Annotated in this window: 22 protein-coding genes; 11 read left to right on the top strand and 11 right to left on the bottom strand. The window is 67.9% G+C overall.

The features are described from left to right. Positions 1 to 4 precede the first annotated feature (4 nt). Genes VF651_06895 through der form a run of 3 tightly spaced genes read left to right on the top strand, consistent with a single transcriptional unit; the run spans position 5 to position 3,313 of the window. Positions 5 to 676, top strand: a complete 672-nt coding sequence (locus VF651_06895) for a tetratricopeptide repeat protein (protein ID HEX7965428.1) — start codon at positions 5 to 7, stop codon at positions 674 to 676. Beyond that, a complete protein-coding gene (bamB, locus tag VF651_06890; GenBank protein ID HEX7965427.1) occupies positions 673 to 1,818 on the top strand; it encodes an outer membrane protein assembly factor BamB in 1,146 nt (381 codons plus the stop codon). The genes VF651_06895 and bamB overlap by 4 nt, the downstream gene beginning before the upstream one ends. Positions 1,819 to 1,831: 13 nt before the next feature. Further along, on the top strand, positions 1,832 to 3,313 hold the full coding sequence (gene der, locus VF651_06885; GenBank protein HEX7965426.1) for a ribosome biogenesis GTPase Der: 1,482 nt from the start codon (positions 1,832 to 1,834) through the stop codon (positions 3,311 to 3,313). An 88-nt stretch (positions 3,314 to 3,401) separates the two neighbouring features. On the opposite strand, the gene VF651_06880 is transcribed toward der, so the two are convergent. From VF651_06880 to VF651_06860, 5 genes are all read right to left on the bottom strand, one after another. Continuing rightward, positions 3,402 to 3,881, bottom strand: coding sequence for a peptidylprolyl isomerase (locus VF651_06880; GenBank protein HEX7965425.1), 480 nt, complete (start codon positions 3,879 to 3,881; stop codon positions 3,402 to 3,404). Between the two features lie 70 nt (positions 3,882 to 3,951). Beyond that, the gene (locus VF651_06875) at positions 3,952 to 5,055 is read right to left on the bottom strand and encodes an ABC transporter permease (protein HEX7965424.1); all 1,104 of its coding nucleotides are present in this window, start codon (positions 5,053 to 5,055) and stop codon (positions 3,952 to 3,954) included. Then, a complete protein-coding gene (locus tag VF651_06870; GenBank protein HEX7965423.1) occupies positions 5,045 to 5,977 on the bottom strand; it encodes an ABC transporter ATP-binding protein in 933 nt (310 codons plus the stop codon). The genes VF651_06875 and VF651_06870 overlap by 11 nt, the downstream gene beginning before the upstream one ends. 19 nt (positions 5,978 to 5,996) lie before the next feature. Further along, positions 5,997 to 6,842 carry an HlyD family efflux transporter periplasmic adaptor subunit gene (locus VF651_06865; protein HEX7965422.1) on the bottom strand — a complete coding sequence of 282 codons (846 nt, stop codon included), beginning with the start codon at positions 6,840 to 6,842 and terminating at the stop codon, positions 5,997 to 5,999. Beyond that, complete coding sequence (locus VF651_06860) at positions 6,839 to 7,480, bottom strand: TetR family transcriptional regulator (GenBank protein HEX7965421.1); 642 nt, start codon at positions 7,478 to 7,480, stop codon at positions 6,839 to 6,841. The genes VF651_06865 and VF651_06860 overlap by 4 nt, the downstream gene beginning before the upstream one ends. A 123-nt stretch (positions 7,481 to 7,603) precedes the next feature. Here VF651_06860 and VF651_06855 point away from each other — a divergent pair, with 123 nt between their 5' ends. From VF651_06855 to VF651_06840, 4 genes are read left to right on the top strand one after another with little or no spacing between them, the layout of a single operon-like run. Next, positions 7,604 to 8,242, top strand: a complete 639-nt coding sequence (locus tag VF651_06855; protein HEX7965420.1) for an NADPH-dependent F420 reductase — start codon at positions 7,604 to 7,606, stop codon at positions 8,240 to 8,242. Between the two features lie 40 nt (positions 8,243 to 8,282). Further along, positions 8,283 to 9,116 carry an alkaline phosphatase family protein gene (locus VF651_06850; GenBank protein HEX7965419.1) on the top strand — a complete coding sequence of 278 codons (834 nt, stop codon included), beginning with the start codon at positions 8,283 to 8,285 and terminating at the stop codon, positions 9,114 to 9,116. Positions 9,117 to 9,120: 4 nt separating this feature from the next. Continuing rightward, on the top strand, positions 9,121 to 9,594 hold the full coding sequence (locus tag VF651_06845; GenBank protein HEX7965418.1) for a GNAT family N-acetyltransferase: 474 nt from the start codon (positions 9,121 to 9,123) through the stop codon (positions 9,592 to 9,594). Continuing rightward, positions 9,591 to 10,280, top strand: coding sequence for an aspartate/glutamate racemase family protein (locus VF651_06840; protein HEX7965417.1), 690 nt, complete (start codon positions 9,591 to 9,593; stop codon positions 10,278 to 10,280). Before VF651_06845 ends, VF651_06840 begins: the two co-directional genes overlap by 4 nt. A gap of 1 nt (position 10,281) precedes the next feature. On the opposite strand, the gene VF651_06835 is transcribed toward VF651_06840, so the two are convergent. The 5 genes from VF651_06835 to VF651_06815 all read right to left on the bottom strand — a co-directional run bounded on the left by VF651_06835 (position 10,282) and on the right by VF651_06815 (position 17,396). Beyond that, entirely contained in the window at positions 10,282 to 11,034 is a 753-nt protein-coding gene (locus VF651_06835) for an energy transducer TonB (protein HEX7965416.1), read from the bottom strand. 9 nt (positions 11,035 to 11,043) lie between these two features. Beyond that, complete coding sequence (locus VF651_06830; protein HEX7965415.1) at positions 11,044 to 14,001, bottom strand: M14 family zinc carboxypeptidase; 2,958 nt, start codon at positions 13,999 to 14,001, stop codon at positions 11,044 to 11,046. 77 nt (positions 14,002 to 14,078) lie between these two features. Continuing rightward, entirely contained in the window at positions 14,079 to 14,849 is a 771-nt protein-coding gene (locus VF651_06825) for a class III extradiol ring-cleavage dioxygenase (protein ID HEX7965414.1), read from the bottom strand. After that, positions 14,846 to 16,378 carry a DHA2 family efflux MFS transporter permease subunit gene (locus VF651_06820; GenBank protein HEX7965413.1) on the bottom strand — a complete coding sequence of 511 codons (1,533 nt, stop codon included), beginning with the start codon at positions 16,376 to 16,378 and terminating at the stop codon, positions 14,846 to 14,848. The genes VF651_06825 and VF651_06820 overlap by 4 nt, the downstream gene beginning before the upstream one ends. A 10-nt stretch (positions 16,379 to 16,388) precedes the next feature. Next, positions 16,389 to 17,396, bottom strand: coding sequence for an HlyD family secretion protein (locus VF651_06815; GenBank protein HEX7965412.1), 1,008 nt, complete (start codon positions 17,394 to 17,396; stop codon positions 16,389 to 16,391). A 94-nt stretch (positions 17,397 to 17,490) separates the two neighbouring features. Between VF651_06815 and VF651_06810 the strand changes: the two genes are divergently transcribed. The 3 genes from VF651_06810 (at position 17,491) to VF651_06800 (ending at position 22,441) form a co-directional block, all read left to right on the top strand. After that, positions 17,491 to 18,819 (top strand): TolC family outer membrane protein, encoded by a 1,329-nt coding sequence (locus VF651_06810; protein HEX7965411.1) that lies wholly within the window; start codon positions 17,491 to 17,493, stop codon positions 18,817 to 18,819. A 4-nt stretch (positions 18,820 to 18,823) separates the two neighbouring features. Further along, positions 18,824 to 19,462 carry a TetR/AcrR family transcriptional regulator gene (locus VF651_06805; protein ID HEX7965410.1) on the top strand — a complete coding sequence of 213 codons (639 nt, stop codon included), beginning with the start codon at positions 18,824 to 18,826 and terminating at the stop codon, positions 19,460 to 19,462. Between the two features lie 222 nt (positions 19,463 to 19,684). Beyond that, a complete protein-coding gene (locus VF651_06800; GenBank protein HEX7965409.1) occupies positions 19,685 to 22,441 on the top strand; it encodes a pitrilysin family protein in 2,757 nt (918 codons plus the stop codon). 65 nt (positions 22,442 to 22,506) lie between these two features. Here the strand turns inward: VF651_06800 and VF651_06795 are convergent, their stop codons facing one another. Further along, positions 22,507 to 23,253: a Bax inhibitor-1/YccA family protein gene (locus tag VF651_06795; protein HEX7965408.1), complete on the bottom strand. Its 747-nt coding sequence runs from the start codon at positions 23,251 to 23,253 to the stop codon at positions 22,507 to 22,509. Between the two features lie 98 nt (positions 23,254 to 23,351). On the opposite strand from VF651_06795, the gene VF651_06790 reads away from it, so the two are divergent. Beyond that, the coding region (locus tag VF651_06790; protein HEX7965407.1) for a hypothetical protein at positions 23,352 to 23,631 on the top strand (280 nt) is incomplete at its 3' end.

The raw sequence follows: 23,631 nt of genomic DNA, 5'->3' as shown, positions 1-23,631 counted from the left end.
AAGCGTGGACGAGGACCTGAGCGAACTGGAACGGCTGGAAGCAGCCAAGAAATGGTGGGCCGAGAATTACAAGTCCATCCTCGCCGGCGCGTTGATCGCGGTGGTGGTGGTGGGCGGCTGGCGCTACTGGCAGCACCGCACCCAGGTCCGCAACGAGGCGGCCTCGGCGCTGTTCGCGGACCTCGCGACCGCCATGCAGAAGCATGACGACGCGGCTGCCCTCAAGACCGGCGGCGAGATCATGGACAAGTATCCCGACACCGCCTATGCGACCCACGCCGCCCTGGCGCTGGCGCAATTGCAGGTGACCGCCGGCAAGCTGCCCGAGGGCGAGAAGATGCTGGACTGGGCCGTCGACCACGGCAAGGACGAGGGCTTGAAGCTCCTCGCCCAGCTCAGGCTCGGCCGCGTGAAGCTGGCCGGCGGCGACGCGGACGCCGCGCTCAAGGCACTGGACGTGAAGGATGTGGGCGGCTTCGCGCCGCTGTTCGACGCGCTGCGCGGCGATGCCTATGCCAAGCTCGGCAAGACCGAAGAGGCGCGCGCCGCCTACCAGAAGGCGCTGGATGCCTGGAGCGATGCGCTGGGCGACCGGAGCATGTTGCGCATGAAGCTCGACAGCCTGCCGGCCGCGCCTGCCGCGGCTCCGGCTGCTTCCACCAAGGCCAAGCCATGAAGAAGCTCCTATACGGTACCGTGACCGCATTGGTCCTGGCGGCCTGCGCCAGCGACAACGTCGAGCCTCCGGCGCTGCTCAAGGACGTGGTGAAGCCCGAGTACAAGATCCAGGAGGTATGGACGCGCTCCATCTCCTCCAGCGACGTGGTGCTGGGCATCAACCTCACCATCGCCCATGACGACAAGGACGTGTACGTGGCGGCGAACTCCGGCAAGGTGTACGCGTTCTCGCTGAAGAGCGGCGGCACCGACTGGAGCGTGCAGACCGGACTCACCCTGAACGCGGGCCCGGTGCTGGGCTCCGGCATGCTGGTGGTGGCGGGCAGCGGCGGCACGGTGCTGGCGCTGAACCCGGCCGACGGCACCACGCTGTGGAAGACCGAGCTCAACGGCGAAGTGCTGGCAAACCCGGCCATCGGCACCGGCAGCGTGGTCATGCGCACCACCGACGGCCGCATCCTGGCGCTGGCGGCAGATACCGGCAAGCTGCGCTGGAAGACCGAGTACGACGTACCGAGGCTCACGCTGCGCGGCGCCTGCGACCCGGTGATCATGGACCGCATGGTCCTCGAGGGCCTGGACGACGGCAAGCTGGTGGCGCTGAACCTGGACGACGGCACCCAGATGTGGGAAGCGGTGATCGCGAGCCCCAAGGGCAGCGACGAGCTGGCGCGCCTCACGGACGTGGACGGCCGTATCGCGGCGGACGGCGACCACGTGTACGCCGCGGGCTACCGCGGACAGACCCTGAGCGTGGCCCGCTCCAACGGCCAAGTGGAATGGGCGCGGGACCTCACGACCTACACCGGAGTCGCCAGCGACAGCGGCAACCTCTACGTGACCGACCTGCATAGCGCAGTGTGGGCGCTGGACCGCACGAGCGGCGTGCCGGTGTGGACGCAGCCCGAGATGCGGGCCCACAACCTGACGCTGCCGACGCCGTTCCTCGACACGGTGGCGGTGGGCGGCATCGACGGGCACATCCACCTGCTCTCCAAGAAGGACGGCAGCGAGGTCGCGCGCACCTCCATGGGCAGCGCGCCGATCGTGGCGCCGCTGGTGGCGATCGGAAACGAGCTGCTGGTGCTGTCCACCGGCGGCACCGTGGGCGCCTTCCTGGCGGTACCGGCGGGCGACTGAGCAGGATGCACCCATGCTGCCGGTCATCGCCCTCATCGGGCGCCCCAACGTCGGAAAGTCCACGCTCTTCAACTTCCTGACGCGCTCGCGCGACGCGCTGGTGGCGGACGTGCCGGGACTGACGCGCGACCGCCAGTACGGCTTCGGCAAGGTGGGTTCGCGGCCCTACTTGGTGGTGGACACCGGCGGCCTGGACGGCGACGAGCAGGGCATCAAGGGCCCGATGGCGCGCCAGACCCTGAAGGCGGTGACCGAGTCGGACGTGGCGGTGTTCATGGTGGATGGCCGCGCCGGGCTCACCGACGCCGACCAGGCGGTGGCGACGCAGCTGCGCCGCATGGGCAAGACCATATACGTGGCGGTGAACAAGACCGAGGGCATGCGCCCGGAGATGGTCACCGCCGATTTCCATTCCCTGGGACTGGGCGACCCGCACGCCATCGCCTCCGCCCACGGCGACGGCGTGGCCGCCTTCATCCAGTCCGTCCTCGACACCCTGCCGCCGGACACGGACGAGCCGGAGGCACTGGGCCAGCGCATCCATGTGGCGGTGATCGGCCGCCCCAACGTCGGCAAGTCCACGCTCATCAACCGGCTCCTGGGCGAGGAGCGCATGGTCACCTTCGACCAGCCGGGCACCACCCGCGACTCGGTGTTCGTGCCCTTCGAGCGCAACGGCAAGCAGTACACCCTCATCGACACCGCCGGCGTGCGCCGCAAGTCGAGGGTGGACGACATGGTGGAGAAGTTCAGCATCGTGAAGACGCTGCAGGCCATCGACAAGGCCGAGGTGGTGATCGCGGTGCTGGACGCCCAGGAGGGCATCACCGAGCAGGATGCCTCGCTGCTCGGCCTCGCGGTGGAACGCGGCCGGGCGCTGGTACTGGCGGTGAACAAGTGGGACGGCCTGGACGGCGACCAGCGCGCCCATGTGCGCCGCACCCTGGACCTCAAGCTGCCGTTCCTGGACTTCGCCCGCCTGCACTTCATCTCGGCGCTGCACGGCACCGCGGTGGGGGACGTGATGGTCTCGGTGGACAAGGCCTACCGGGCGGCGATGCGCGAGATGGGCACCTCGGAACTGACGCGGGTGATGGAGGCGGCGGTGGTGCAGCACCAGCCGCCGATGGTGGCGGGCCGCCGCATCAAGCTGCGCTACGCGCACCAGGGCGGCAAGAACCCGCCGGTGATCGTGATACACGGCAACCAGCTGGAACGGGCGCCGGACGCCTACAAGCGCTACCTGATGGGCGTGTTCCGGGAAGCCTTCGAGCTGCAGGGCACGCCGGTCCGCGTGGAGTTCCGCACCGGGGCGAATCCCTTCGACAAGGAACGCAAGAAGACCACCACGCCCAAGCAGGCGATGGTGCAGAAGCGCGAGCGGCGCCTGGACAAGGACCGCAAGCGGCGGACGGCGGCGGGGCAGGGGAAGAAGCGAACCGACCGCGGCAAGGGCGGGAAGCCGGGGCCGAAGAAGAAGACCAGGAAGAGATAAGGCGCGGCGCCCCGTGCGCTTATGACCGATCCTGGAAAAAGAAAAGGGCGCCAGAGCGCCCTTTTCCATTTTTCAGCCTTGGCAATCGTTAGTGATCATGGCCATGCGCGCCATGCACGTGGCCATGGGAGAGCTCCTGCTGGGTGGCGGCACGCACGTCCACCACCTTCACGTCGAAGTTCAGGGTCTGGCCTGCGAGCGGGTGGTTGGCGTCCACCGTCACGTTCTCGCTGTCCACGGCGGTCACGGTGACCACGTGGGTGCCGTGGGCGCCCTCGGCGTGGAAGCGCATGCCGGGCTCGATCGACTCGATGTCGAACATGGTGCGCGGCACCTTCTGGGACAGGGACTCCTCGCGCTCGCCGTAGCCCTTGGCGGGGGGCACGCTCACCTGGACGGCGGCGCCTTTCTCCTTGCCTTCCAGCGCCTCCTCCAGGCCCGGGACGATGCTGCCGGTGCCGTGGATGTAGGCCAGCGGTTCGCGGCCCTGGGAGCTGTCCAGCACCTCGCCGTCCTTGCCGGTCAGGGTGTAGTCGATGGAGACGACGCTGTGCTTGCCGATGCGCATGGGGATTCCTCGGAAAATAAGCCGCGCATTCTACGCCACGGGGAGGCCTGTGGCCAGAATTTGACCGATTTCAGTCGAGACGCTTATGGAATTTGAGGACGGCGAACGTCATGGTGACGGCGAAGAACAGGAGCAGCGGCCATACCTCCGGCCACAGGCCGGAGAGGTCCGCGCCGCGCAGCAGCACGCCGCGCACCATACGCACGAAGTGAGTGAGGGGCAGGAACTCGCCGATCCAGCGGGCGAAGCGCGGCATGCCGTCGAAGGGGAACATGAAACCCGAAAGCAGGATCGAGGGCAGGAAGGTGAACACCGTGAGCTGCATGGCCTGGAACTGGGTGCGGGCGATGGTGGAGATGAGCAGTCCCAGCCCCAGGCTGGCGGCGATGAACAGCAGCGCCGCGAGGTAGAGGTTCCATAGGCTGCCGACCACGGGGACGTGGAACAGCAGCCGGCCCAGGAGCAGCACGATGGTGACCTGGATGAGGCCGATGAGGATGTAGGGTCCGATCTTCCCCACCATCAGCTCCACCGTGCTGACCGGCGTGGTGATGAGGAGCTCGAGGTTGCCACGCTCCCGCTCGCGCACGATGGCGACGGCGGTGAACAGCACCATGGTGAGGGTGAGGATGACGCCGATGAGCGCCGGCACGATATCCACCGCCGAGCGCCGCTCCGGGTTGTAGTAGTTGCGCAGTTCGAAGAGGGGCGCAGGGGCTTCGCGCGGCGCGCCTCGCGCCTGCAGCGGCATCCGTGCCAGGCCCTGCGCCACGCCCAGCAGGGTGGGGTCGGCGCCGTCCACCATGAGCTGGGCCGCGGGCCGGGTGGCGCCGGCGGCGCGCCGGTCGAAGTCCGGCGGCAGGTAGATGCCCACCGAGATCCGGCCATCCCGCAGCATCCCTTCCAGCTCCGTCGCGGAGCGGGCCACCGCGACCACGTCCATCACCTGGCTGGCCTGTGCCTCTGCCACCACGCTGCGGGAGAGCTGGGTGTTGGCCATGTCCGCCACCGCGGCCCGCAGGTGGCGCACGTCGGTGTTGATGGCGTAGCCGAACAGGATCACCTGCAAGAGCGGGATGCCGACGATCATGCCGAAGGTGAGCTTGTCCCGCAGCAGTTGGCGGACTTCCTTGGCGGCGATGGCGCGGGTGCGGCGCAGGGCGTCAAGCCGCATGGGCATCCTCTTCACCGCCGAAACCGGTGGACGCCACGAACACGTCCTCCAGGTTCGCCGGCGTGTCCTTCACCTTCGAGTCCAGGCCCTGCTTGTCCAGCAGGTCCTGTACTTTGTGCGCGCCGCCCTGGGTATGCTTGTCCAGGAGCGCATGCAGGTGGTTGCCGATCTGGGTGACGCTCTTCACGTAGGGCTGTTCGCGCAGCAGGGCCGCGGCGCGGCGCGGGTCCGGTGAGTCGATCTCCAGAACCAGCGCATCGATGTCCTGCATCAGCGCCTTGGGCGTGCCCTCGGCCACGAGCTTGCCGCGGCTGATGATGGCCAGGCCGTGGCAGCGTTCCGCCTCGTCCATGAGGTGGGTGGAGACCAGGATGGTGGTGCCTTCGGCGGCGAGGTCGAACAGCCGGTCCCAGAAGTCGCGGCGGCTCTGGGGATCCACGCCGCCGGTGGGCTCATCCAGGAACAGCATCTCGGGGGAGTGCAGGGTGGCGGCGGCGAGGGCGAGGCGCTGCTTCTGGCCGCCGCTCAGGGTGCCGGCGCGCTGCTCCAGGAGCTCGCCGAGGGTGTAGCGCTCGGTGGCCTCGCGGATGCGGGTCCTGCGCTCGCCTGCCGGCAGGGTGAACACTTCGGCCATGAACTCGAGGTTCTCCCGCACCGTCAGGTCCGTATAGAGGGAGAAGCTCTGGGTCATGTAGCCGATCTTGCGGCGCAGGGCCTCGGCCTCCCGCGGTATCTCGTGGCCCAGCACCCGCACTTCGCCGCCGGAGGGTTTCAGCAGGCCGCAGAGCATGCGGATGGTGGTGGACTTGCCGGCGCCGTTCGGACCCAGGAAGCCGTAGATCTTGCCGCGCGGGATGGTGAGGTCGACGCCGTCCACGGCGGTGAAGCTGCCGAAGCGGCGGGTGAGCCCACGGGTCTCGATGGCGGCGTCGCCGGCCACGTCAGTGCAGGTCCGGGAAGTCCACGGTCACCGGCGCGCCGCTCGGCAGGCCGGCGGCATCGGCGGGCTCGAGGTAGACCTTGGCGAGGTAAGCCAAGCGGCTGCGGTCCCGTTCCGTGAGGGAGTAGTAGGGCGTGTAGCTCGCGTCCTGGGACACGTAGCGCAGGACTCCCGCGTAGGTCTTGTCCACGCCGTCGAAGCGCAGGGTCGCCTTGAGTCCGGCCACGGCGCGGGCGCGCAGGGGCTCGGGGATGTAGACCTGCGCGTAGGCTTCGGAGGCGTCCAGCAGCACTGCCACGGTGGCGTGCGCCGGCGGGCGCTCGCCCAGATGGTAGGGCAGGGAATCCACGATGGCGTCGCGGGGCGCGCGCACGCTCAAGCGGCCGGCGCTGATGTGCATGTCATCGAGGGAGGCCTGGGCCTGGTCCAGTGCGGCACCGGCGGCCCGCCGGGCGGCACGGGCGTTGTCCAGGGCGGCTTTGGCCTGGTCCAGCTCGGACTGGGAGCGCGTGCCTTGCTTCACGAGGATCAGCCCCCGGTCGTAATCCTTCTGGGCCTGCACCAGGGTGGCTTCGGCGCCGGGGATGCGTGCCGCCGCCTGGTCCCGTGCAGCCTGGGCCTGGGCGAGCTGGGCAGCATAACTCTCGGTGCCGAGCTGCAGGATTATCTGGCCGGCCTTTACCCGGTCGCCCTCGTGCACCGGGATCTCCACGATCGGTTCCTGGGCTTCGGCCACGAGCTCGATGCGGTCCCGCTCCAGGGTGCCAGTGAGGGGAAGCGCTGACTTGTCGGCGCAGGCAGCGAGGCCGAGCGCGAGGGCGGCGAGCGCCAGCTGGCGCGGGTTCATGGCGAGACTCCTTGCAGGAAGACCCGTTCGGTGTGGGCGATGAGCCGGTCCAGGTAGTCGGTCTTGACGCGCATGCCGAAGACCTCGCGGGTCACGGGCATGGCGACGAAGGGGAACACCGCGAGGCTCACCATGGAGAGGGCGGTGAGGCTGGGGTCGGCGTCGGCACGGATGCGCCCTGCGGCCTGCTCGCGCTCGATGAGCCGGGTGAGCATGCCGCCGCCCTTGGTGGCGAACTGCTGGATGAACCAGCCGCGCAGGCGCCCGCCCTCGGCCACCACCTCCCGCAGGATCAGCGGCGGCATCCAGGGGTTCGCGCCCAGGGTATGCATGTAGAGGCTGAAGAAGTTGCGCAGGGCGCCGGGATCGTCTGCGGCGGCCAGCACGGATGAGAGACGCTCGATGAGCGGGGTGAAGGTGTCGGTGAGCATGGCCTCGTACAGGCCCTGCTTGCTGCCGAAGTAGTAATGGATCATGGCCGGGTTCACCTGGGCCGCCTCGGCCACCTCGCGGATGGAGACGGCGTCGTAACCCTGCTTGGCGAAGAGGCCGCGCGCGGCTTCCAGGAGCTGACGGCGAACGGTCTGGTCGGCACCAGCGGGTGGACGGCCGGGCTGCTTGCGGGTATTTGCATTCATCAACTTATTTAATCATACGTTTAATTAAATATCAATGACTGTTATTGCTTGGATATCAGCCACTTGGGTACTTTGGGGTCGCTGCTATAGTGACTCGGCTAGTTACGAAGGGAATGGGAAGACATGCAGATCGGCATCCTGGGAAGCGGCGAGGTGGGCCAAGCCCTGGGCCTGGGCTTCCTCAAGTTCGGCCACGACGTGAAGATCGGCAGCCGCAATCCCGACAAGCTTCAGCCCTGGCTCGCGAAGGCAGGCAAGCGCGCCTCTGCCGGCAGCTTCGAGGACGCCGCGCGCTTCGCGGACGTAGCGGTGCTGGCCACGCTGTGGAGCGGCACCGAGGCCGCGCTCGGGCTCGCGGGGCCGGCGAACCTCGTCGGCAAGCTGGTGATGGATGTGACCAACCCGCTCGTCTACGAGAGCGGGCGGCCGCCGCGGCTTGCGCTCGGCCACACCGATTCCGGCGGCGAGCAGGTGCAGCGCTGGCTGCCCCAGTCCAAGGTGGTGAAGGCCTTCAATACCGTGGGTCATGCGCATATGGTGGACCCGCAGTTCCCCGGCGGTCCGCCGGACATGTTCATCTGCGGCGAGGACACCTCCGCCAAGCAGGTGGTGACGGGCTTCTGCAAGCAGTTCGGCTGGGGCGTGGTGGACGCGGGCGGCATCGCCGGCGCGCGCCTGCTGGAGCCCCTGTGCATCCTGTGGGTGGAGTACGGCCTCAAGACCCAGAGCTGGAACCACGCCTTCAAGCTGTTGCGTCGTTGACGCGCCTATAATCCGTGACGCATCGACAAGGAGTATCCGCGTGTCCATCCACTCCCGCATCCTTCTCGCCGCCGGTCTCGCCGGCTGTGCTTTCGCCGCCGCCGCGGCGCCCTTGCCGCGTCCGCAGCACATCGTGGTGGTGATCGAGGAGAACCGCTCCTACGGCAACGTGGTGGGCAGTCCCGACGCGGCCTACATCAACCAGCTCGCCTCCCAGGGCGCGCTGCTCACCCAGTACTTCGCCATCACCCATCCCAGCGAGCCCAACTACGTGGCGATGTTCTCTGGCGACACGCAGGGCGTGACCGACGACAGCTGCCCGCACAGCTACAAGGCGCCGAACCTGGCGGAGGCGCTGCTCGGCGCCAAGTTCAGCTTCGCCATCTATTCCGAGAACATGCCGGCGGCGGGGTTCACGGGCTGCGCTTCCCAGGACAAGCTCTACCGGCGCAAGCACAACCCGGTGCCAGACTTCCCGGCGGTGCCGGCCTCGACGAACCGCCCGTTCAGCGATTTCCCGGGCGACTATTCTAAGTTGCCCACGGTGTCCTTCGTGGTGCCGAACATGATCAACGACATGCACGACGGCACCGCGGCCCAGGGCGACGCATGGCTCAAGGACAAGCTGGAGGGATACGCCAAATGGGCCCTGCAGCACCACAGCCTGCTTGTGCTGACCTGGGACGAGGACGACGGCGCCGAGGGCGGCCACAACCGCGTGATGACCGTGGTGCTGGGCCAGGACGTGAAGCCGGGCCACTACGAGACCCACCTGACCCACTACGACCTCCTGCGTACGCTCACGGACATGTACGGCCTGAAGCCCATCGGCCACGCCACCGAGGCCCATGCCATCGACGGCATCTGGAAATGAAGCCGTGCCGGCGATAGTGGAAGCGCGCCAGGACGAATACCTCATCTCCACTGACCCAGCGCGGCTGGACCCCAAGGCGGTGCATGCCTTTCTGACCGCCTGTTACTGGTGCGCGGGCATCTCGCGGGCACGGGTGGAGAAGGCGCTGAGTAATTCGCTGTGCTTCGGCCTCTACCACGGCAGGGAGCAGGTGGGTCTGAGCCGGGTGGTGACGGATTACTCCACCTTCGCGTACCTGTGCGACGTGTACGTGCTGGAGGCGCACCGGGGCAAGGGCCTGGGCCACTGGATGGTGGAGTGCGTGATGACCCACCCGGACCTGCAGAACCTGCGCCGTTTCACCCTCGCCACCAAGGATGCCCACGGCGTCTATGCGAACTTCGGCTTCACGGCGCCCAAGGCGCCGGAGCGCCAGATGGAGCGACACGACCCGGACGTCTATAAGCGCCTGGCGGCGGAAGCGGAGCGAGGGAGTTGAAGACCCTCGGGATGATCGGTGGCATCAGCTGGGAATCCACCACCCACTACTACCAGCGCCTGAACCAGCTGGTGGCGGAGCGCCTCGGCGGATTGCACTCGGCCGAGCTCCTGATGCACAGCGTGGACTTCGATCCGATCCAGCACCTGCAGCACGCCGGCGACTGGCAGGCCTGCGGCCGCATCTTCACGGGCATCGCCCGGCGCCTGGAACAGGCGGGTGCCCAAGGGCTCATCGTCTGCGCCAACACCATGCACATCCTGGCGGAAGAGATCCGCGCCGCGGTGTCCATCCCGCTGATCCATATCGCCGACGCCACGGCGCTGGCGGCGAAGCAGGCTGGCGTGGCCAGCGTGGCGCTGCTGGGCACGCGCTTCACCATGGAGCAGCCCTTCTACCGGGAGACGCTGGAGTCCCATGGCCTCAAGGTGACGGTGCCGGACACGGCGGGCCGCGAGCGACTGCACCGCATCATCTATGACGAGCTCTGCCTGGGGGTTGTGAAACCCGGCTCGAAAGAAGCTTTCTACAGAATCGTGGATGAACTGGCCAAAGATGGAGCCCGCGGTGCGGTGCTGGGCTGCACGGAGTTCACGCTGATCGCGGACGCGGCCAGGAGTCCCGTGCCGCTCTTCGACACCACCGAGCTGCACGCGCGGGCGGCGGTGGAGTGGATGCTGGCCTGAGCTACCGGGAGATGCGGACGCCGTTGACCTGGATGATGCCGGGTGTCTTCGGACACGGTATTCCGGGCCTCCCGTTCGTCTCCAAGGAATAGCAGAACCCTGCTTGGATGTGCAGGAGCTTACCTGCATAGGCCGGCGGTGCCGCCGGCAGGGCTGCCTGCGAGACGGCCTTGAGCGAAGCCTTGTCCAGTCCCCTGTCCTTGCTGGACTCGATGAGGACGACGTTGCTCGCAGCGCCATCCAGGTAATCGAAACCCACCACGTTGCTGCCCATGGTGCCGCTCATGATCGCCCCCTTGGGATAGATCTTCCACCGGTCTATCGCCTCAGCCACGGTGGCCTCGAACGATTCGAGCGGTGTCGGCATCCCAAGCGGCATGGCGAACTCGTGGGCCGTGGCAGCAAAGGGGCCTGTGGGCTTGGGCGGGTGCACCGTGACCACCTGATGCAGCATCAACTTGTCCATGTCCGGATCCCCTGTACTCTCGACGATCTCGGGATACGAGATGTCGCCTTCCGCGAAGGTGAACTTCACCGTGCCGTGGAGCCTGGGGGTGGAGAGATCCTCGGGATCGGCCGGTGCATGCACTGCCGACTGGACGGCGTTGAGCAGCGCCAGGTCCCACCGCGGGTCCTGCCAGTAGGGGTCTGTATGCGGATCGAACTTGTACGAAGGCGAGTTCGTGTTGGGCAGGGAGGCGCAGGCACTCACCAGCGCGCATAGCAGCGCGAAAACGGCTCGTCCTGCGGTCATGCGCATGGCTCAGTGTCCCCTGCCGGCATTCAGGTGGTCGAAGTTCAGGATCGCGTTGAACACCAGGGGATAGGTGCCCACGGTCTCGGCGCGGTAGATGGGGTCGCTGGCGAACAGCAGCACATGGCCCTTGCCGAGGGGCGAGTCCACCACCGCCGGGCGGCCGGCCATCTCCTGGCCTGACTGCAGCAAGCCGGAGATGAGCAGCTCGTTCGCGTCGCCGTAGCGCATGATCACGCGCGGGCGGTACGCCTCCGGTATCAGGAAGTAGTTGTTGCGAGCCTGGTCCTCGTTCACGGGCATGGCCTCCCAGGGCTTGGCGGAAGGCAGCGCCGGGGGCGCCACGTAAGCACGGCCCTGGGGCACGTCCTCATCGTCCGGGCCGCCGCGGCCGGTGGGACGCTGGTAGTCGCCGGCGCCGTGCAAGCCGAAGTCGCCGAACACAGCCTGGTTGCTGACGGTGAAGCTCGCGCCGTCGGCGCTGTACATGGGTAGCGTCGCGGCGTAGCCGTAGGCCACGGGGCTGCCCTGGTCCACGGTGTAGGCCTTGAGGATGCTGCCGACCACCTTTAGGTCGCGGGTCTGGTTCATGCTCACGCCGGCGGCGAGGCCGGTCTCCACTGCGAACTTGGCGGTGTCGCCGGAGGTGACCAGGAGGCCGCCCTCGCTGACGAAGCGCTTGAGGTTCGCGACGCCGCTCCAGCCCAGGCCCGGGCGGATGTCATCGGTCTCGTCGATGGGCAGGGTGTTGGGCAGCACCGACTTGTTCCAGGGGATGGGTTTGCCGTACATCGGCAGGCCGTCCACGATGAGCTGGGTGCTGTTGTAGCCGATGGGCCCGAACAGGATGGCATCGTACTTGCCGCGCAGGTCTGCATCCCGCGCTGCATCCTGGGTGCTTATATAGGTATAGGGGACGTGCAGCTTGTCCAGGGCCTGGCGCCACCAGCCCTCGGTCTGGGTGTCTATCCAGCTGTGCATGATGGCGATGCGCGGGACTCCAAGCTTGTGGCGCGCCACGTCCGGCACGGCGCCCACCGCGTAGGCGGTGAGGCCCAGGTCCTTGAGGGTGCCGTCCAGGTCCTTACGGCCGATGCCCTTGAGGATGTAGCTGCCCCGGCCGAAATGACGGCCGGCGGCGTCGAACTCCGCATCCGCCGCTTCGATGCCGGCGCCCTTGAGGGTGTAGCGCAGGGTCATGAGCGCGGTATCCGCGTCCTGCGAGACGAGGAACACCGAGCCCTCGCCCTGCACGCCGCCCGTGGCCTTCACCTCTCCAGTGACGGGCTGCATGGAGGCCTTCAGCACCGCGAGGTCGGTGACGCGCACCACTTCGGTGTTGAAGAGGTCCCCCAGGGACCAGGCGGTGTCGTCGTAGGGATGCTTCTGCGGATCCTCCGGCGCCCAGTACTGGCGGTCCAGCAGCGCGTCGGCGATGCGGCTGTAGGGCTGGTCCATGCGCACCACGTAGCTGCCCGCCGGGAAGCTGCGGCTCACGTGCTTGGGCGCGCCGTCGCGCGGGCCCGCGGGCGGCGTCAGGTCCACGCTGAAGGAGGCGGTGGCGCGCTGCACTTCGGCATGCTGAACACGCAGCACGTTGAGGAGCTGGGCCTGGGCGCCCGGATGCATGTCATCGGCCGGCAGCACGTAAGCGGCAGGGCCGCCCTGGTCCGGCTTCTCGACCGAGCGCTTGCTCTTCAGGTAGAAGTTATTGAGGAACAGCTTGCCGTTCTCGGCGAAGTAATGCAGCGCCGTGAGCAGGCCGTTCTGCTCGTAGTTGTTGTTGTCGCGCTGGGACCAGAGCACCTTGGGGTAGGGCGGGTTCTGCCGGTACCAGGTGCGGGAATACTCGTCCGGGCCCAGGTAACGGGTCACGGTGTCGGCGCCGCCGTTGCCGAAGGTCTCGTAGAGGCGGCTCACGCCGTTGTGGGTGGCGGCGATGAACATGAGATAGCCGGGACTCCAGGTGTCGAAGTCGCCGTGGGTGAACACGCCGGGCAGGCCGGCCTTGGTCATCTCCTGCACGTTGTCCCAGCCCAGCATCTGCCACTCGTTGGTGAGGATGGGATCGAGCCAGGCGTTGTAGGGGCCGTCGCCGACGGTGTTGTCGTAGAGGAACGGCACCGATTCGTGCAAGTCATGGAGGACTTGCGCGTGCCAGCCGAGATAGGCGTCCATCACGTTGCGGGTGAGGTCCAGCGAGGCCACCATGGCGTCGCGGTTGTTGTCGTGTGCCACGTAGTGGCCCCAGTACATGAGCGGCGCCCACGGGTCGTCGGGGTGCTTGCGGTGCCAGGCGTAGAGGTCGGCCATGCGGTCGCGGCCGTCCACCTCCACGATCGGCGTGATGAGGGTGATGGCATGGCCGCGGATGAACCTGATGTAGGGCGCTTCGTCCGCCGCCAGGCGGTAGGCGAGCTCCATGAGCGCGGTGGGCGCGCCGGTCTCGGTGGAGTGGATGGTGCCGGTGATGTAGTAGACGGGCGTGGAGGCGGCGATGAGCTGGGCCGCCTTGGCATCATCGAGGCCGATGCGGCGCGGGTCCGCGAGCTGGGCGAGGCGCGCGTCGTTGTCCTTGAGGCCTGCGAGCAGGGACTCGTCCGCGATGGCCACCGCGATCATCTCGCGGCCTTCCTCGGTCTTGCCGATGGTGAACACCTTGACCCGCGGGCTCTTGGCCGCCAGCGCGCGCATGTAGGCGTAGACCTCCTTCGAGTGGGGCAGCATGTTGGGCGCGCCGGCCACGTCGCCCAGCACCGACATGGGCGTGGGCAGGCTGGAAGCGGGCAGGTAGTCCGTGAGCGCGGTGTTGAACGCGGGGTCGGTGGTGTACTGCTTGATCTTCTGGGTGTAAGCCTGGTCGACGGGCTGGTTCGGGTCCCGGGCATAGGTGTCGTCCGCCAGGGCGGAGGCGGCGAAGACCAGGGACGCGGCGAGGCAAAGGTTACGGAGGACCCGCAGGCTCATGGTAGACCCCAAGAATGATGATGGGATTGGAGCCAGAAAGCCTATAGATAGTTCAGTTGGCTGTCATCCCAGCCGGATCAGCTGAATTTGTAGGCATCCATGGCGAGGGTCGCACCTGTGAGCGCGGTGTGTATGCGCTCGGCCTTGTCGCCGGCGCCGGCCGCCACCAGCAGCGGGAAGAAGTGTTCCTCGGTGGGATGGGCGCGGACGGCGGAGGGCGCGAGCCGGCGGTAGTCCTTGAGGCTCTCCCGGTCGCCGCGCTCCAGCACGTCCTTGAGCCAGCCGGTGAAGAGCGGCACGTAGGACTCGTCCTGCCCCGGCGTGGGCTGGAAGAACTCGCGCAGGTTGTGGGTGGCGCCGCCGCTGCCGACCACGAGCACGCCGCGCCCGCGCAGGGGCTTGAGGGCCGCACCCAGGGCGAGGTGGTGGCCGGCGCCGGCGCGGGTCTGCACCGAGAGCTGCACCACCGGCACGTCCGCTCCGGGATAGGCAAGGATGAGCGGCACCCAGGCGCCGTGGTCGAGCCCGCGCGCGGGATCCATCTCCGTCGCGAGGCCCGCTGCCTGCAACAGGCCGGCGGCCTCCTGCGCGAGACCGGCGGAGCCGGGCGCGGGATAGCGCAGCGCGTAGAGCTGCTCCGGAAAGCCGTAGAAATCGTGGATGGTATCGGGGCGAGCCGCAGTGGTGAAGGTCGGCACGCGGGTGTCCCAGTGGGCGGATATCACGAGGATCGCGCGCGGCCGCTCGAGCCCTGAAGCCAGGCCCTTGAGGAAGACGTGGGTTGGGTGGGCGCGGTCCAGCGGCAGGGTCGGTGCGCCGTGGGACACGAACAGCGCCGGCAGGCTCATTCCATCACCGGCGCCGCTTCCTTCGGCTGCGCCTTGTCGAACCGGGGCCGGCGCAGCAGCAGCACGATGGGGATCGCCACCAGGCTCAGGATCATCATGAGCTTGAAGTCGTTGTTGTAGGAGATCATCGCCGCCTGGCGGCTGACCATGGCGTTGAGGCTGGCGAGGTCGTGCCGGCTCGCGAGGTCCAGCGGCGCGTTGGCGAGCGCCGCGTTGTAGGGCGTGATGTGCTGGGCCAGGGAGGCATGGTTCACCTGGCCGTAGCGGTCCAGCAGCGTGAACGCGACGGAGATGCCGATGCTGCCGCCCAGGTTGCGGGTGAGGTTGTACACGCCGGTGGCCTCGGTGCGCAGGGCCGCCGGGAGCGTGGAGAAGGCCATGGCCATGAGCGGGATCATGCACAGGCCCATGCCGAGCCCCTGCACGAAGCCGGTCCAGGTGATGGCCCAGGCATCCACCTGCAGGTCGAAGTGGCTGATCTCGTAGAGCGAGAACGCCATGATCAGGAGGCCGCTGCTGATGAGGAAGCGCGGGTCCACCTTCTGGGACAGGCGTCCCGCCAGCATCATGCTGATCATGGTGCCGATGCCGCGCGGCATCAGCACCCAGCCGGTGGTGACGACGGGGTAGCCCATGAGGTTCTGGGCGAACGGCGGCACCAGGGACATGGCGGCGAACAGGGTGGTGAACACCACGAGGCCGATGAGCGTGGACAGCACGTAGTTGCGGTCCTTGAACAGGTGCAGGTCGATGTAGGGGTGCTCGGTGCCGGTGGCGTGCACCAGGAACATCCACAGGCCCGACACCGCCAGCCCGCACTCGATGACGATCTCGGCGGAGCCGAACCAGTCCTGCCGTTCGCCGCGGTCCAGCAGCATCTGCAGCGCGCCGATGGCGAGGCTCAGGAACACGAAACCGAGCGCGTCGAAGGTGCGCTTGCGGTTGATCTCGGTCTCGTGCACGTAGGTGGTGACCATCATCACCGTGAGCAGGCCCACGGGGATGTTGATGAAGAACACCCAGCGCCAGGAGTAGCTGTCGGTCAGCCAGCCGCCCAGCGTCGGGCCCAGGATCGGTCCCAGCATGATGCCGACGCCGAAGATGGCCATGGCCATGCCGTGCTTCTCGCGCGGGTAGCTGTCCAGCAGGATGGCCTGGGAGATGGGCACCATGGCCGCGCCGAACACGCCCTGCATGACGCGGAACACCACGATCTCGCCGAGCGAGGTGGCGATGCCGCAGAGGAACGAGGCGATGGTGAAGCCGACGATGCTGATGAGGTAGATGTGCTTGCGGCCGAAGCGGCCGGCGAGCCAGCCAGTCGGCGGCGTCATGATGGCCGCGCCCACGATGTAGGAGGTGAGCACCCAGGCCACCTGGTCCTGGGTGGCGTTGAGGGTGCCCTGCATGCTGGGCAGCGCCACGTTCGCGATGGTGGTGTCCAGCACCTGCATGAGGGTGCCGAGCATCACCGCGATGGTGATCATCGCGGTGTGCGGTTCACCGGCGGCCGGTTTGGAGAAGTTCATGGCGCCGGCGTCAGTTCGCGTCGCTGGCCTGGTCCGCGTTCGCTTGGCCGAACAGCGGGTTGTAATGGGTGTCGATGTCCACCTCGGCGCTCATGCCGGCGCGCAGGTCCGGGCCGCCCTCGGCGGGATCGAGCGCCACGCGCACCGGGATGCGCTGCACCACCTTGACCCAGTTGCCGGTGGCGTTCTGCGCCGGCAGCACCGAGAACACCGAGCCCGTACCCGGAGCGATGCTCTCCACCGTGCCCGGCCACTTGCGGCCGGGATAGGTGTCCACCTCCACCTCGACCTTCTGGCCGACGTGGACGCGGGTGAGCTGGGTCTCCTTGAAGTTCGCCTCGATCCAGCGCTTGCCGCTCATCACGAGGGCGAACACCGGGCGCCCAGCGGCGACCACGTCGCCCGGCTTGATGTCCACTTCGGTGACGATGCCCGCGGCGGGCGCCTTGAGGGTGGCATAGGAGAGCTGCAGTGCGGCGTCGTCGCGCGCCGCCAGCGCCTGCTTGTAGGTCGCCTGCTGGGTATAGGGCAGGGAAGGGTCGCCGCCGAGGTTCGCGCGGATCTGGGCGATCTGCTGCTCGGCCTCGATGAGCTGGGTCTTGAGGTCGTCGAGCTTGGAGGCGGCCACCACGTCCTGCTTCACGAGGTTGGTCTTGCGCTCCACGTCGCGGCGCAGGAATGCCACGTGGGCCTCGGCGCCGGCATAGGCCGCCTGCTGCGCGCGGATCTGGTTGCGCACGTTCTCGAGGTTGGCATTGGCCTGGTCGAGGGCGATCTGGAAGGGCTGCGGGTCGATCTGCAGCAGTACCTGGCCGGCGGCCACGCTCTGGTTCTGGGACACGGCCACCGCCGTGACCCGGCCCGGGATCTGGGGCGCCACGTTCACCTGGTCCGCCACCACGTAGGCATTGTCGGTGCTCTGGTAGCGGGCGCTGTGGACCCAGTACCACAGGCCGCCGATCAGGAGGATGAGGGGCAGGGCGACCATCAGGAGCAGTCGGCGCAGGCGCGGGTTCATGTGTTTTGACATCCTTCCGGGAGCATGGGAGAATGGACTGGACGGTCTAGTCTAATTTGATGGAAAACCAATGTCAAACAATGTCCATAAGGCCGTGAAGGCCGTCCTCCTTGCCGCAGCGGGCTTCGTCAGCGCCGGTACCCAGGCCGCCACTCTCGACGAAGCCCTGGCCCAAGCCTGGCAGAGCAACCCCATCCTCGAAGCCCAGCGGCAGGTGCTGGCGGCGGCGGGGGACCGGGTGGACACCGCCCAGGGCGGCTATTACCCGCAGGTGAAGCTGTTCGGCGGCGTGGGTACTTCCCATCAGGACGTGGACTTCATGGCGCTGCCGGGTTTCGCGCTGCCCATCGACCACATCGTGCTGAACACCCGCCAGGTGGGCATCGAGGTGGACCAGGCGCTGTACGCCGGCGGCAAGATCAGCGCGGGCGTGGACGCGGCCGAGCACCGGCGCGACGCCGAGGAAGCGAGGCTGCACGGCGTGGAGCAGAGCGTGCTCCTGAGCGCAGTGCAGGCTTATATGGACGTGCTGCAATCCCAAGCGGTGCTGGCGCTGGAGCAGGGCAACGAGGCGGTGCTGCAGCAGGCGCTGGATGCCGCCCAGGCGAGTTTCGACAACGGCGAGGTGACCCACACCGACGTGGACCAGGCCAAGGCGCGTCTCGCCGGCACCCAGGCGGCACGCATCCAGGCCGAGGGCGCGGTCACGGCCGCCAACGCGGCGTATGAACGTGTCGTCGGCGCGGCGCCCCAGGCTCTGCAACAGCCGTCATCGCTCACCGGCTTGCCGCCGAGCCAGGATGAGGCCCTGGGCCGCGCCGACCAGAACTACGGCGTGCTGCTGGCGCAGGCCGAGAGCGCCGCTGCCGAGAGCGCCGTGGACGTGGCCGAGAGCGGCATGAAGCCGAGCCTGACCCTGAGCGGACAGGTCTCCAAGTCGCGCGAGCCGCAGTTCCTGTTCGAGCGCCTCGACAACCGCTCCATCATGCTCAACCTCTCGGTGCCGCTATTCGCCGGCGGCTCCCTCACCTCGCAGATGCACGCCGCGCGCCACGAGGCGGCCAGCAGCCAGCAGCAGGCGCTGGACGCGCGCCGCCAGGCCCGCGACCAGGTGATCGGCGCCTGGCAGGCCTACCAGACCGCCACCGCCGGCCTCGCCGCGATCCAGGTGCAGATCAAGGCGGCCCAGTCCGCCTACGACGGCACCCTGGCGGAGTACAAGCAGGGTGAGCGCACCACCCTGGACGTGCTGAACGCCCAGCAGGAGCTCCTGAACGCCAAGGTCAACCAGATCCGGGCGCAGCGGGACGAGACTGTGGCCGAGTACACCCTCAAGGCCGCCACCGGCTCCCTCACGGCTGCCGACCTGCACTTGCAGGTACAATCCCCGGCCAGCGGCGGCGACGTGACGTCCAGCGAGTGATGCCATGAGCAGCAACCCCGACATCCCCCTGACCACCCCCGGCGGCGGACGCGAGGCCAAGCGCGACGCCATCCTCGAGGCCGCGCGCAAGGTGTTCATGGACGTGGGGTTCGGCGCCGCCAGCATGGACGCCATCGCGAACGAGGCCAAGGTCTCCAAGCAGACGGTCTACAACCACTTCGGCTCCAAGGAAGACCTGTTCGCGGCCATGATCCGCTACTGGGTGGACCTGAAGCTGGTGGTCTTCAACGAGGCGGCCAAGAGCGGCAAGCCGGAGGACACGCTGCGCGCCATGGCGCATCAGTTCCTCGACCACGGCGCCGCCGAGCAGCGGGTGGCCATGTACCGCATCCTGATGGCGGAGGCGCCGCGCTTCCCCGAGCTGGGCGACATCTTCTATAGTGCGGGCCCCGCGGTGGTCCGCAAGTTCGCCGCCGACTACCTGGCGGAGCAGGACGCACGCGGCACGCTCAAGGTTGAGAACCCTAAGCTCGCGGCGGAGCAGTTCTTCGGCATGCTGAACGGCTGCCAGCTCAAGGCCCAGCTCGGCATCGAGGCCATCCCCACCAAGCAGGCCATCGACGCTTATATAGACCACGCGGTCATGCTTATGATGCGGGCGCTAGCGCCTCACAAGCGCTGAATCGAATAGAACATGCACGGCACTTTCCGGCTTGCGCCGGAAAGCCGGGGGAGACCTTCGGTCTGCCCGTTCGCAGCGGCGCTGCGAACCCCTGTGCCGCCGGGCCTTAAAGTCCTGGGAACCCAACCCCCCGCGTTGCCTGTCCAATGCCCGGTGCCGGTGTAGACTGGCCCGCCGGTAGGCCGTGCCCGCCGCGAAGCACACAAAACAGGGAAAGAACACATGTCGTACCGCCGCATCTCCGTGCTCCTCAGCGCAGCCCTGCTCTTCACCGCCGGCGCGGCCCAGGCCGCCAAGCCTGCCGCCCCGGGCACGGTGGACATCCCCTATACCAAGTTCACCTTGAGCAATGGGCTCACGGTGATCGTGCACGAGGACCACAAGGCGCCCGTCGCCGCGGTCAACGTCTGGTACCACGTGGGCTCCAAGAACGAGCCCTTCGGCCGCAGCGGCTTCGCCCACCTCTATGAGCACCTGATGTTCACCGGGACGCAGCACGCACCGGACGGCTTCGACCAGCTGCTCGCCCGCATCGGCGCCACCGACAACAACGGCACCACCAACGAGGACCGTACTGACTACTTCGAGAACGTGCCCAGCAACGCGCTGGACACGGCGCTGTGGATGGAGTCCGAGCGCATGGGGTTCCTCCTGCCGGTGCTTGACCAGAAGAAGCTCGACGTCCAGCGCGGCGTGGTGCAGAACGAGAAGCGCCAGGGCGAGAACGCGCCCTACGGCAAGGTGGAGCTGCACCTGGCCGAGGCCACCTATCCCGCGGCTCATCCCTACCACCACACGGTGATCGGCTCCATGGAGGACCTGGACGCGGCGAGCCTCGCCGACGTGCAGGAGTGGTTCAAGACCTACTACGGCCCCAACAACGCGGTGCTCTCCATCGCCGGCGACGTGGACACGGCCGAGGTGAAGAAGAAGGTGGAGCAGTACTTCGGCGCGATCCCGCCCACGCCGCCGGTGGCGCACGTGAAGGAGTGGACCGCCAAGATGAGCGGTACCCAGCGCGAGGTGCTGCAGGACCGGGTGCCTGCGGCGCGCGTGTACATGGTGTGGAACGTGCCGAACTCGACCAGCGCCTCTGCCGACTATCTGGAGCTCCTGACCCGGGTGCTGAGCGACGGCAAGGCCTCGCGGCTCTACAAGCGCCTGGTCTACGACGACCGGGTGGCGAGCGGCGTGCGGGCGTTCCTGGATGACCGGGAGATCGGCAGCCAGTTCGTGATCGTCGCCACCGCGCTGCCCGGCAAGCCGCTCGACAAGGTCGAGTCCGGTATCCGGGAGGAGCTGGCGCGCCTCCTGAAGTCCGGCCCCACCGCCGAGGAGGTCACCCGCGCCCGCACCGGCGAGTACGCCGACTTCGTGCGGGGCGTGGAGCGCATCGGCGGGTTCGGCGGCGTCTCGGATGTGCTGGCCAAGGGCGAGGTCTTCGCCGGCGACCCCGGCGCCTACCGCGAGTCGCTGCAGCGCACCCGTGCCGCCACCGCCGCCGACCTCAAGCGCGAGGCCAATGCGTGGCTCGCGGATGGCGTCTACATCCTCGATGTGACGCCCTTCGGCGATTTCGCGCCGGCGGCGCAGGATGTGAAGCGCGACCAGGCGCCGGCTCCGGGCAAGTTCCCCGAGGTGCGTTTCCCGGCGCAGGAGACCGCTACCTTGAGCAACGGCCTCAAGCTGGTGCTGGTGCGGCGCAGTGCCGTGCCGCTGGTGCAGCTCTCGCTGCTGCTGGACGCGGGCTACGCAAGCGACGCCACCTCGGCGCCCGGCACCGCCAAGCTCGCCATGGCGGCACTCAGCGCCGGCACGCCGAGCCGCAACGCGCTGCAGATCAGCAGCCAGCTCGGCGACCTGGGCGCGGACCTCTCGGCGGGCTCGGGCCTCGACACCAGCAGCGTGTCCCTGTCGGCGCTCAAGGACAAGCTGGATCCCTCGCTCGCGCTGTTCGCGGACGTGGTGCTGCATCCCACGTTCCCGGCCACCGACGTGGCGAAGCTGCGCGACCAGCAGCTCGCCGCGATCCAGCAGGAGCGCCGCACGCCGGTGAGCATGGCCCTGCGGGTGTTCCCAAAGCTGCTGTACGGCGAGGGCAACGCTTATTCATTGCCGCTGACGGGTTCCGGGTACGAAGCGAGCGTGAGCAAGCTCACGCCCGCGGACTTGAAACGCTTCCACGACACCTGGTTCAAGCCCAACAACGCCACCCTGGTGGCGGTAGGTGACGTGACCATGGCGGAGCTCAAGCCCAGGCTGGAGAAGCTGTTCGCCGGGTGGAAGCCCGGCAGCGTGCCGGCCAAGAACCTGGCGACGGTGCCGCTGGCGCCTGCTACCGCGGTGTACCTCGTGGACCGCCCGGGCTCCGAGCAGAGCATCATCTTCGCCGGCAACGTGGCGCCGCCCTACGGCACGCCTGACAACGTGGCGATCCAGACCATGAACACGGTACTGGGCGGCGACTTCACCGCGCGCGTCAACATGAACCTGCGCGAGGACAAGCATTGGGCCTACGGCGCCTATACCTTCCTGGTGTCGGCGCGCGGCCAGCGGCCGTTCATCGCCTACGCGCCGGTGCAGACCGACAAGACCGGTGCCTCCATGGCGGAGCTGCAGAAGGAGCTCACCGGCGTGGTCTCGGACAAGCCGGTGACGGCGGAGGAGCTCGCCCGCGCCAAGAGCCTGCGTACCCTGACGCTGCCGGGGGACTGGGAGACCGGCGGCGCGGTGATGAGCGCCATCGGCACCCAGCTCGCCTACGGCCTGCCTGCCGGCTACTGGGACAGCTACTCCGGGAAGGTGGCGGCACTGACGCTGGACGACATGAAGCGCGCCGCCGACGAGACGGTGCATCCCAAGCAGCTCATCTGGGTGGTGGTGGGGGACCGGGCCAAGATCGAGGCAGAGGTGAAGGCCCTGAACCTGGGGCCCATCCACTACCTGGACGCGGACGGCAACCCGCTGCTCACGCCCTGATCATCTGCCAATGAAAAAGCCCCGGTCGTGAGACCGGGGCTTCTTTTTTTGCGGACTGGAAGGACTCAGCGCCGGGTGTTGCCCAAGAGGCGCAGGATCTCCAGGTACAGCCACACCAGGGTGACCATCAGCGCGAAGGCGCCATACCACTCCATGAAGCGCGGCGCGCCGATGGTGGTCTGCTGCGCGATCATGTCGAAGTCCAGCACCAGGTTGAAGGCGGCGATGGCGACGATCACCAGGCTGATGCCGATGGAGAGGCTGCTGTGGCCGTAGACCACGCTGGTGTCCACCCCGAAGAGCGACACCACCCAGGTGACCAGGTAGAACAGCAGGATGCCGAGGGTGGCGGCGACGATCATGCGGCGCAGCCGGTCCGTGACCTTGATGATGCCGGTGCCGTACAGCATCAGCATGCCGAAGGCCACCGCCAGGGTGAGGCCCACCGCCTGGATCACGATGCCGGGGTAGCGCATCTCGAACAGCGCCGAGAAGCCGCCCAGGGCCAGGCCCTCGCAGATCGCGTAGAGCGGCGCGGTGACCGGTGACCAGTTGGGCTTGAAGGTGCTCGCCAGGGCGAACACCAGGCCGCCGATGACGCCGCCGAGGATGTAGGGCGCGACCGCCTGGGCGGAGCCGGTGGTGTAGAGCTGGCCCCAGACCCATCCGGCGGTAAGGGTCAGCAGGATGAGCATGATGAAGCTCTTGCCGATGGTGCCGGCCACGGTCATGCGATCCCCGCCGATGACGCCGGTCTGACCGAACGCCTTGGAGTTCAGGATCGGGTTGCTGGTCTTGTAGCGTTCAAACATGGACATACCTTGGTGAGATGCCGATGGCGGTATTGTAAGCCGCAAGGCCGCGCCGGGCACGGGTTAAACTGTCACCTTATATAGATAGGGTCCCTTACATGGCTTTCAAGCGCATCTGGCACCAGGCCGAGGTGCTCGCCGCACTGGATGCGGGCGCCATGCTGGTGGCCTCCGGCGAGCGGCTGGCACGGGCGGTGCGCCTCGCCCATGGCGAGGCGCGGCAGACCGCCGGCGACGCGGCATGGGAACGGCCAGCGGTGCTCTCCTACGGCGCCTTCATCGAGCTCTTATATGACAGGGCAGCGGACGCGGCGCTGGCTGCCGCCCGCCCGCTGCCCGGACGCCTGCCGGCTGCAGCGGCCGAGGGCCGCTGGGAGG

Source organism: Gammaproteobacteria bacterium, from assembly GCA_036383255.1.
Classification (GTDB): domain Bacteria; phylum Pseudomonadota; class Gammaproteobacteria; order Natronospirales; family REEB76; genus DASUBN01.
The sequence above is the reverse complement of the archived record's forward strand: the minus strand, read 5'-3'. Positions and strand labels throughout refer to the sequence as shown.

Excerpts from the sequence above, each read along its gene's own strand:
- bamB (HEX7965427.1), top strand. The coding sequence starts at position 673 with ATGAAGAAGCTCCTATACGGTACCGTGACCGCATTGGTCCTGGCGGCC.
- der (HEX7965426.1), top strand. The coding sequence starts at position 1,832 with ATGCTGCCGGTCATCGCCCTCATCGGGCGCCCCAACGTCGGAAAGTCC.
- VF651_06880 (HEX7965425.1), bottom strand. The coding sequence starts at position 3,881 with ATGCGCATCGGCAAGCACAGCGTCGTCTCCATCGACTACACCCTGACC.
- VF651_06875 (HEX7965424.1), bottom strand. The coding sequence starts at position 5,055 with ATGCGGCTTGACGCCCTGCGCCGCACCCGCGCCATCGCCGCCAAGGAA.
- VF651_06865 (HEX7965422.1), bottom strand. The coding sequence starts at position 6,842 with ATGAACCCGCGCCAGCTGGCGCTCGCCGCCCTCGCGCTCGGCCTCGCT.
- VF651_06860 (HEX7965421.1), bottom strand. The coding sequence starts at position 7,480 with ATGAATGCAAATACCCGCAAGCAGCCCGGCCGTCCACCCGCTGGTGCC.
- VF651_06855 (HEX7965420.1), top strand. The coding sequence starts at position 7,604 with ATGCAGATCGGCATCCTGGGAAGCGGCGAGGTGGGCCAAGCCCTGGGC.
- VF651_06835 (HEX7965416.1), bottom strand. The coding sequence starts at position 11,034 with ATGACCGCAGGACGAGCCGTTTTCGCGCTGCTATGCGCGCTGGTGAGT.
- VF651_06830 (HEX7965415.1), bottom strand. The coding sequence starts at position 14,001 with ATGAGCCTGCGGGTCCTCCGTAACCTTTGCCTCGCCGCGTCCCTGGTC.
- VF651_06825 (HEX7965414.1), bottom strand. The coding sequence starts at position 14,849 with ATGAGCCTGCCGGCGCTGTTCGTGTCCCACGGCGCACCGACCCTGCCG.
- VF651_06820 (HEX7965413.1), bottom strand. The coding sequence starts at position 16,378 with ATGAACTTCTCCAAACCGGCCGCCGGTGAACCGCACACCGCGATGATC.
- VF651_06815 (HEX7965412.1), bottom strand. The coding sequence starts at position 17,396 with ATGAACCCGCGCCTGCGCCGACTGCTCCTGATGGTCGCCCTGCCCCTC.
- VF651_06805 (HEX7965410.1), top strand. The coding sequence starts at position 18,824 with ATGAGCAGCAACCCCGACATCCCCCTGACCACCCCCGGCGGCGGACGC.
- VF651_06800 (HEX7965409.1), top strand. The coding sequence starts at position 19,685 with ATGTCGTACCGCCGCATCTCCGTGCTCCTCAGCGCAGCCCTGCTCTTC.
- VF651_06795 (HEX7965408.1), bottom strand. The coding sequence starts at position 23,253 with ATGTTTGAACGCTACAAGACCAGCAACCCGATCCTGAACTCCAAGGCG.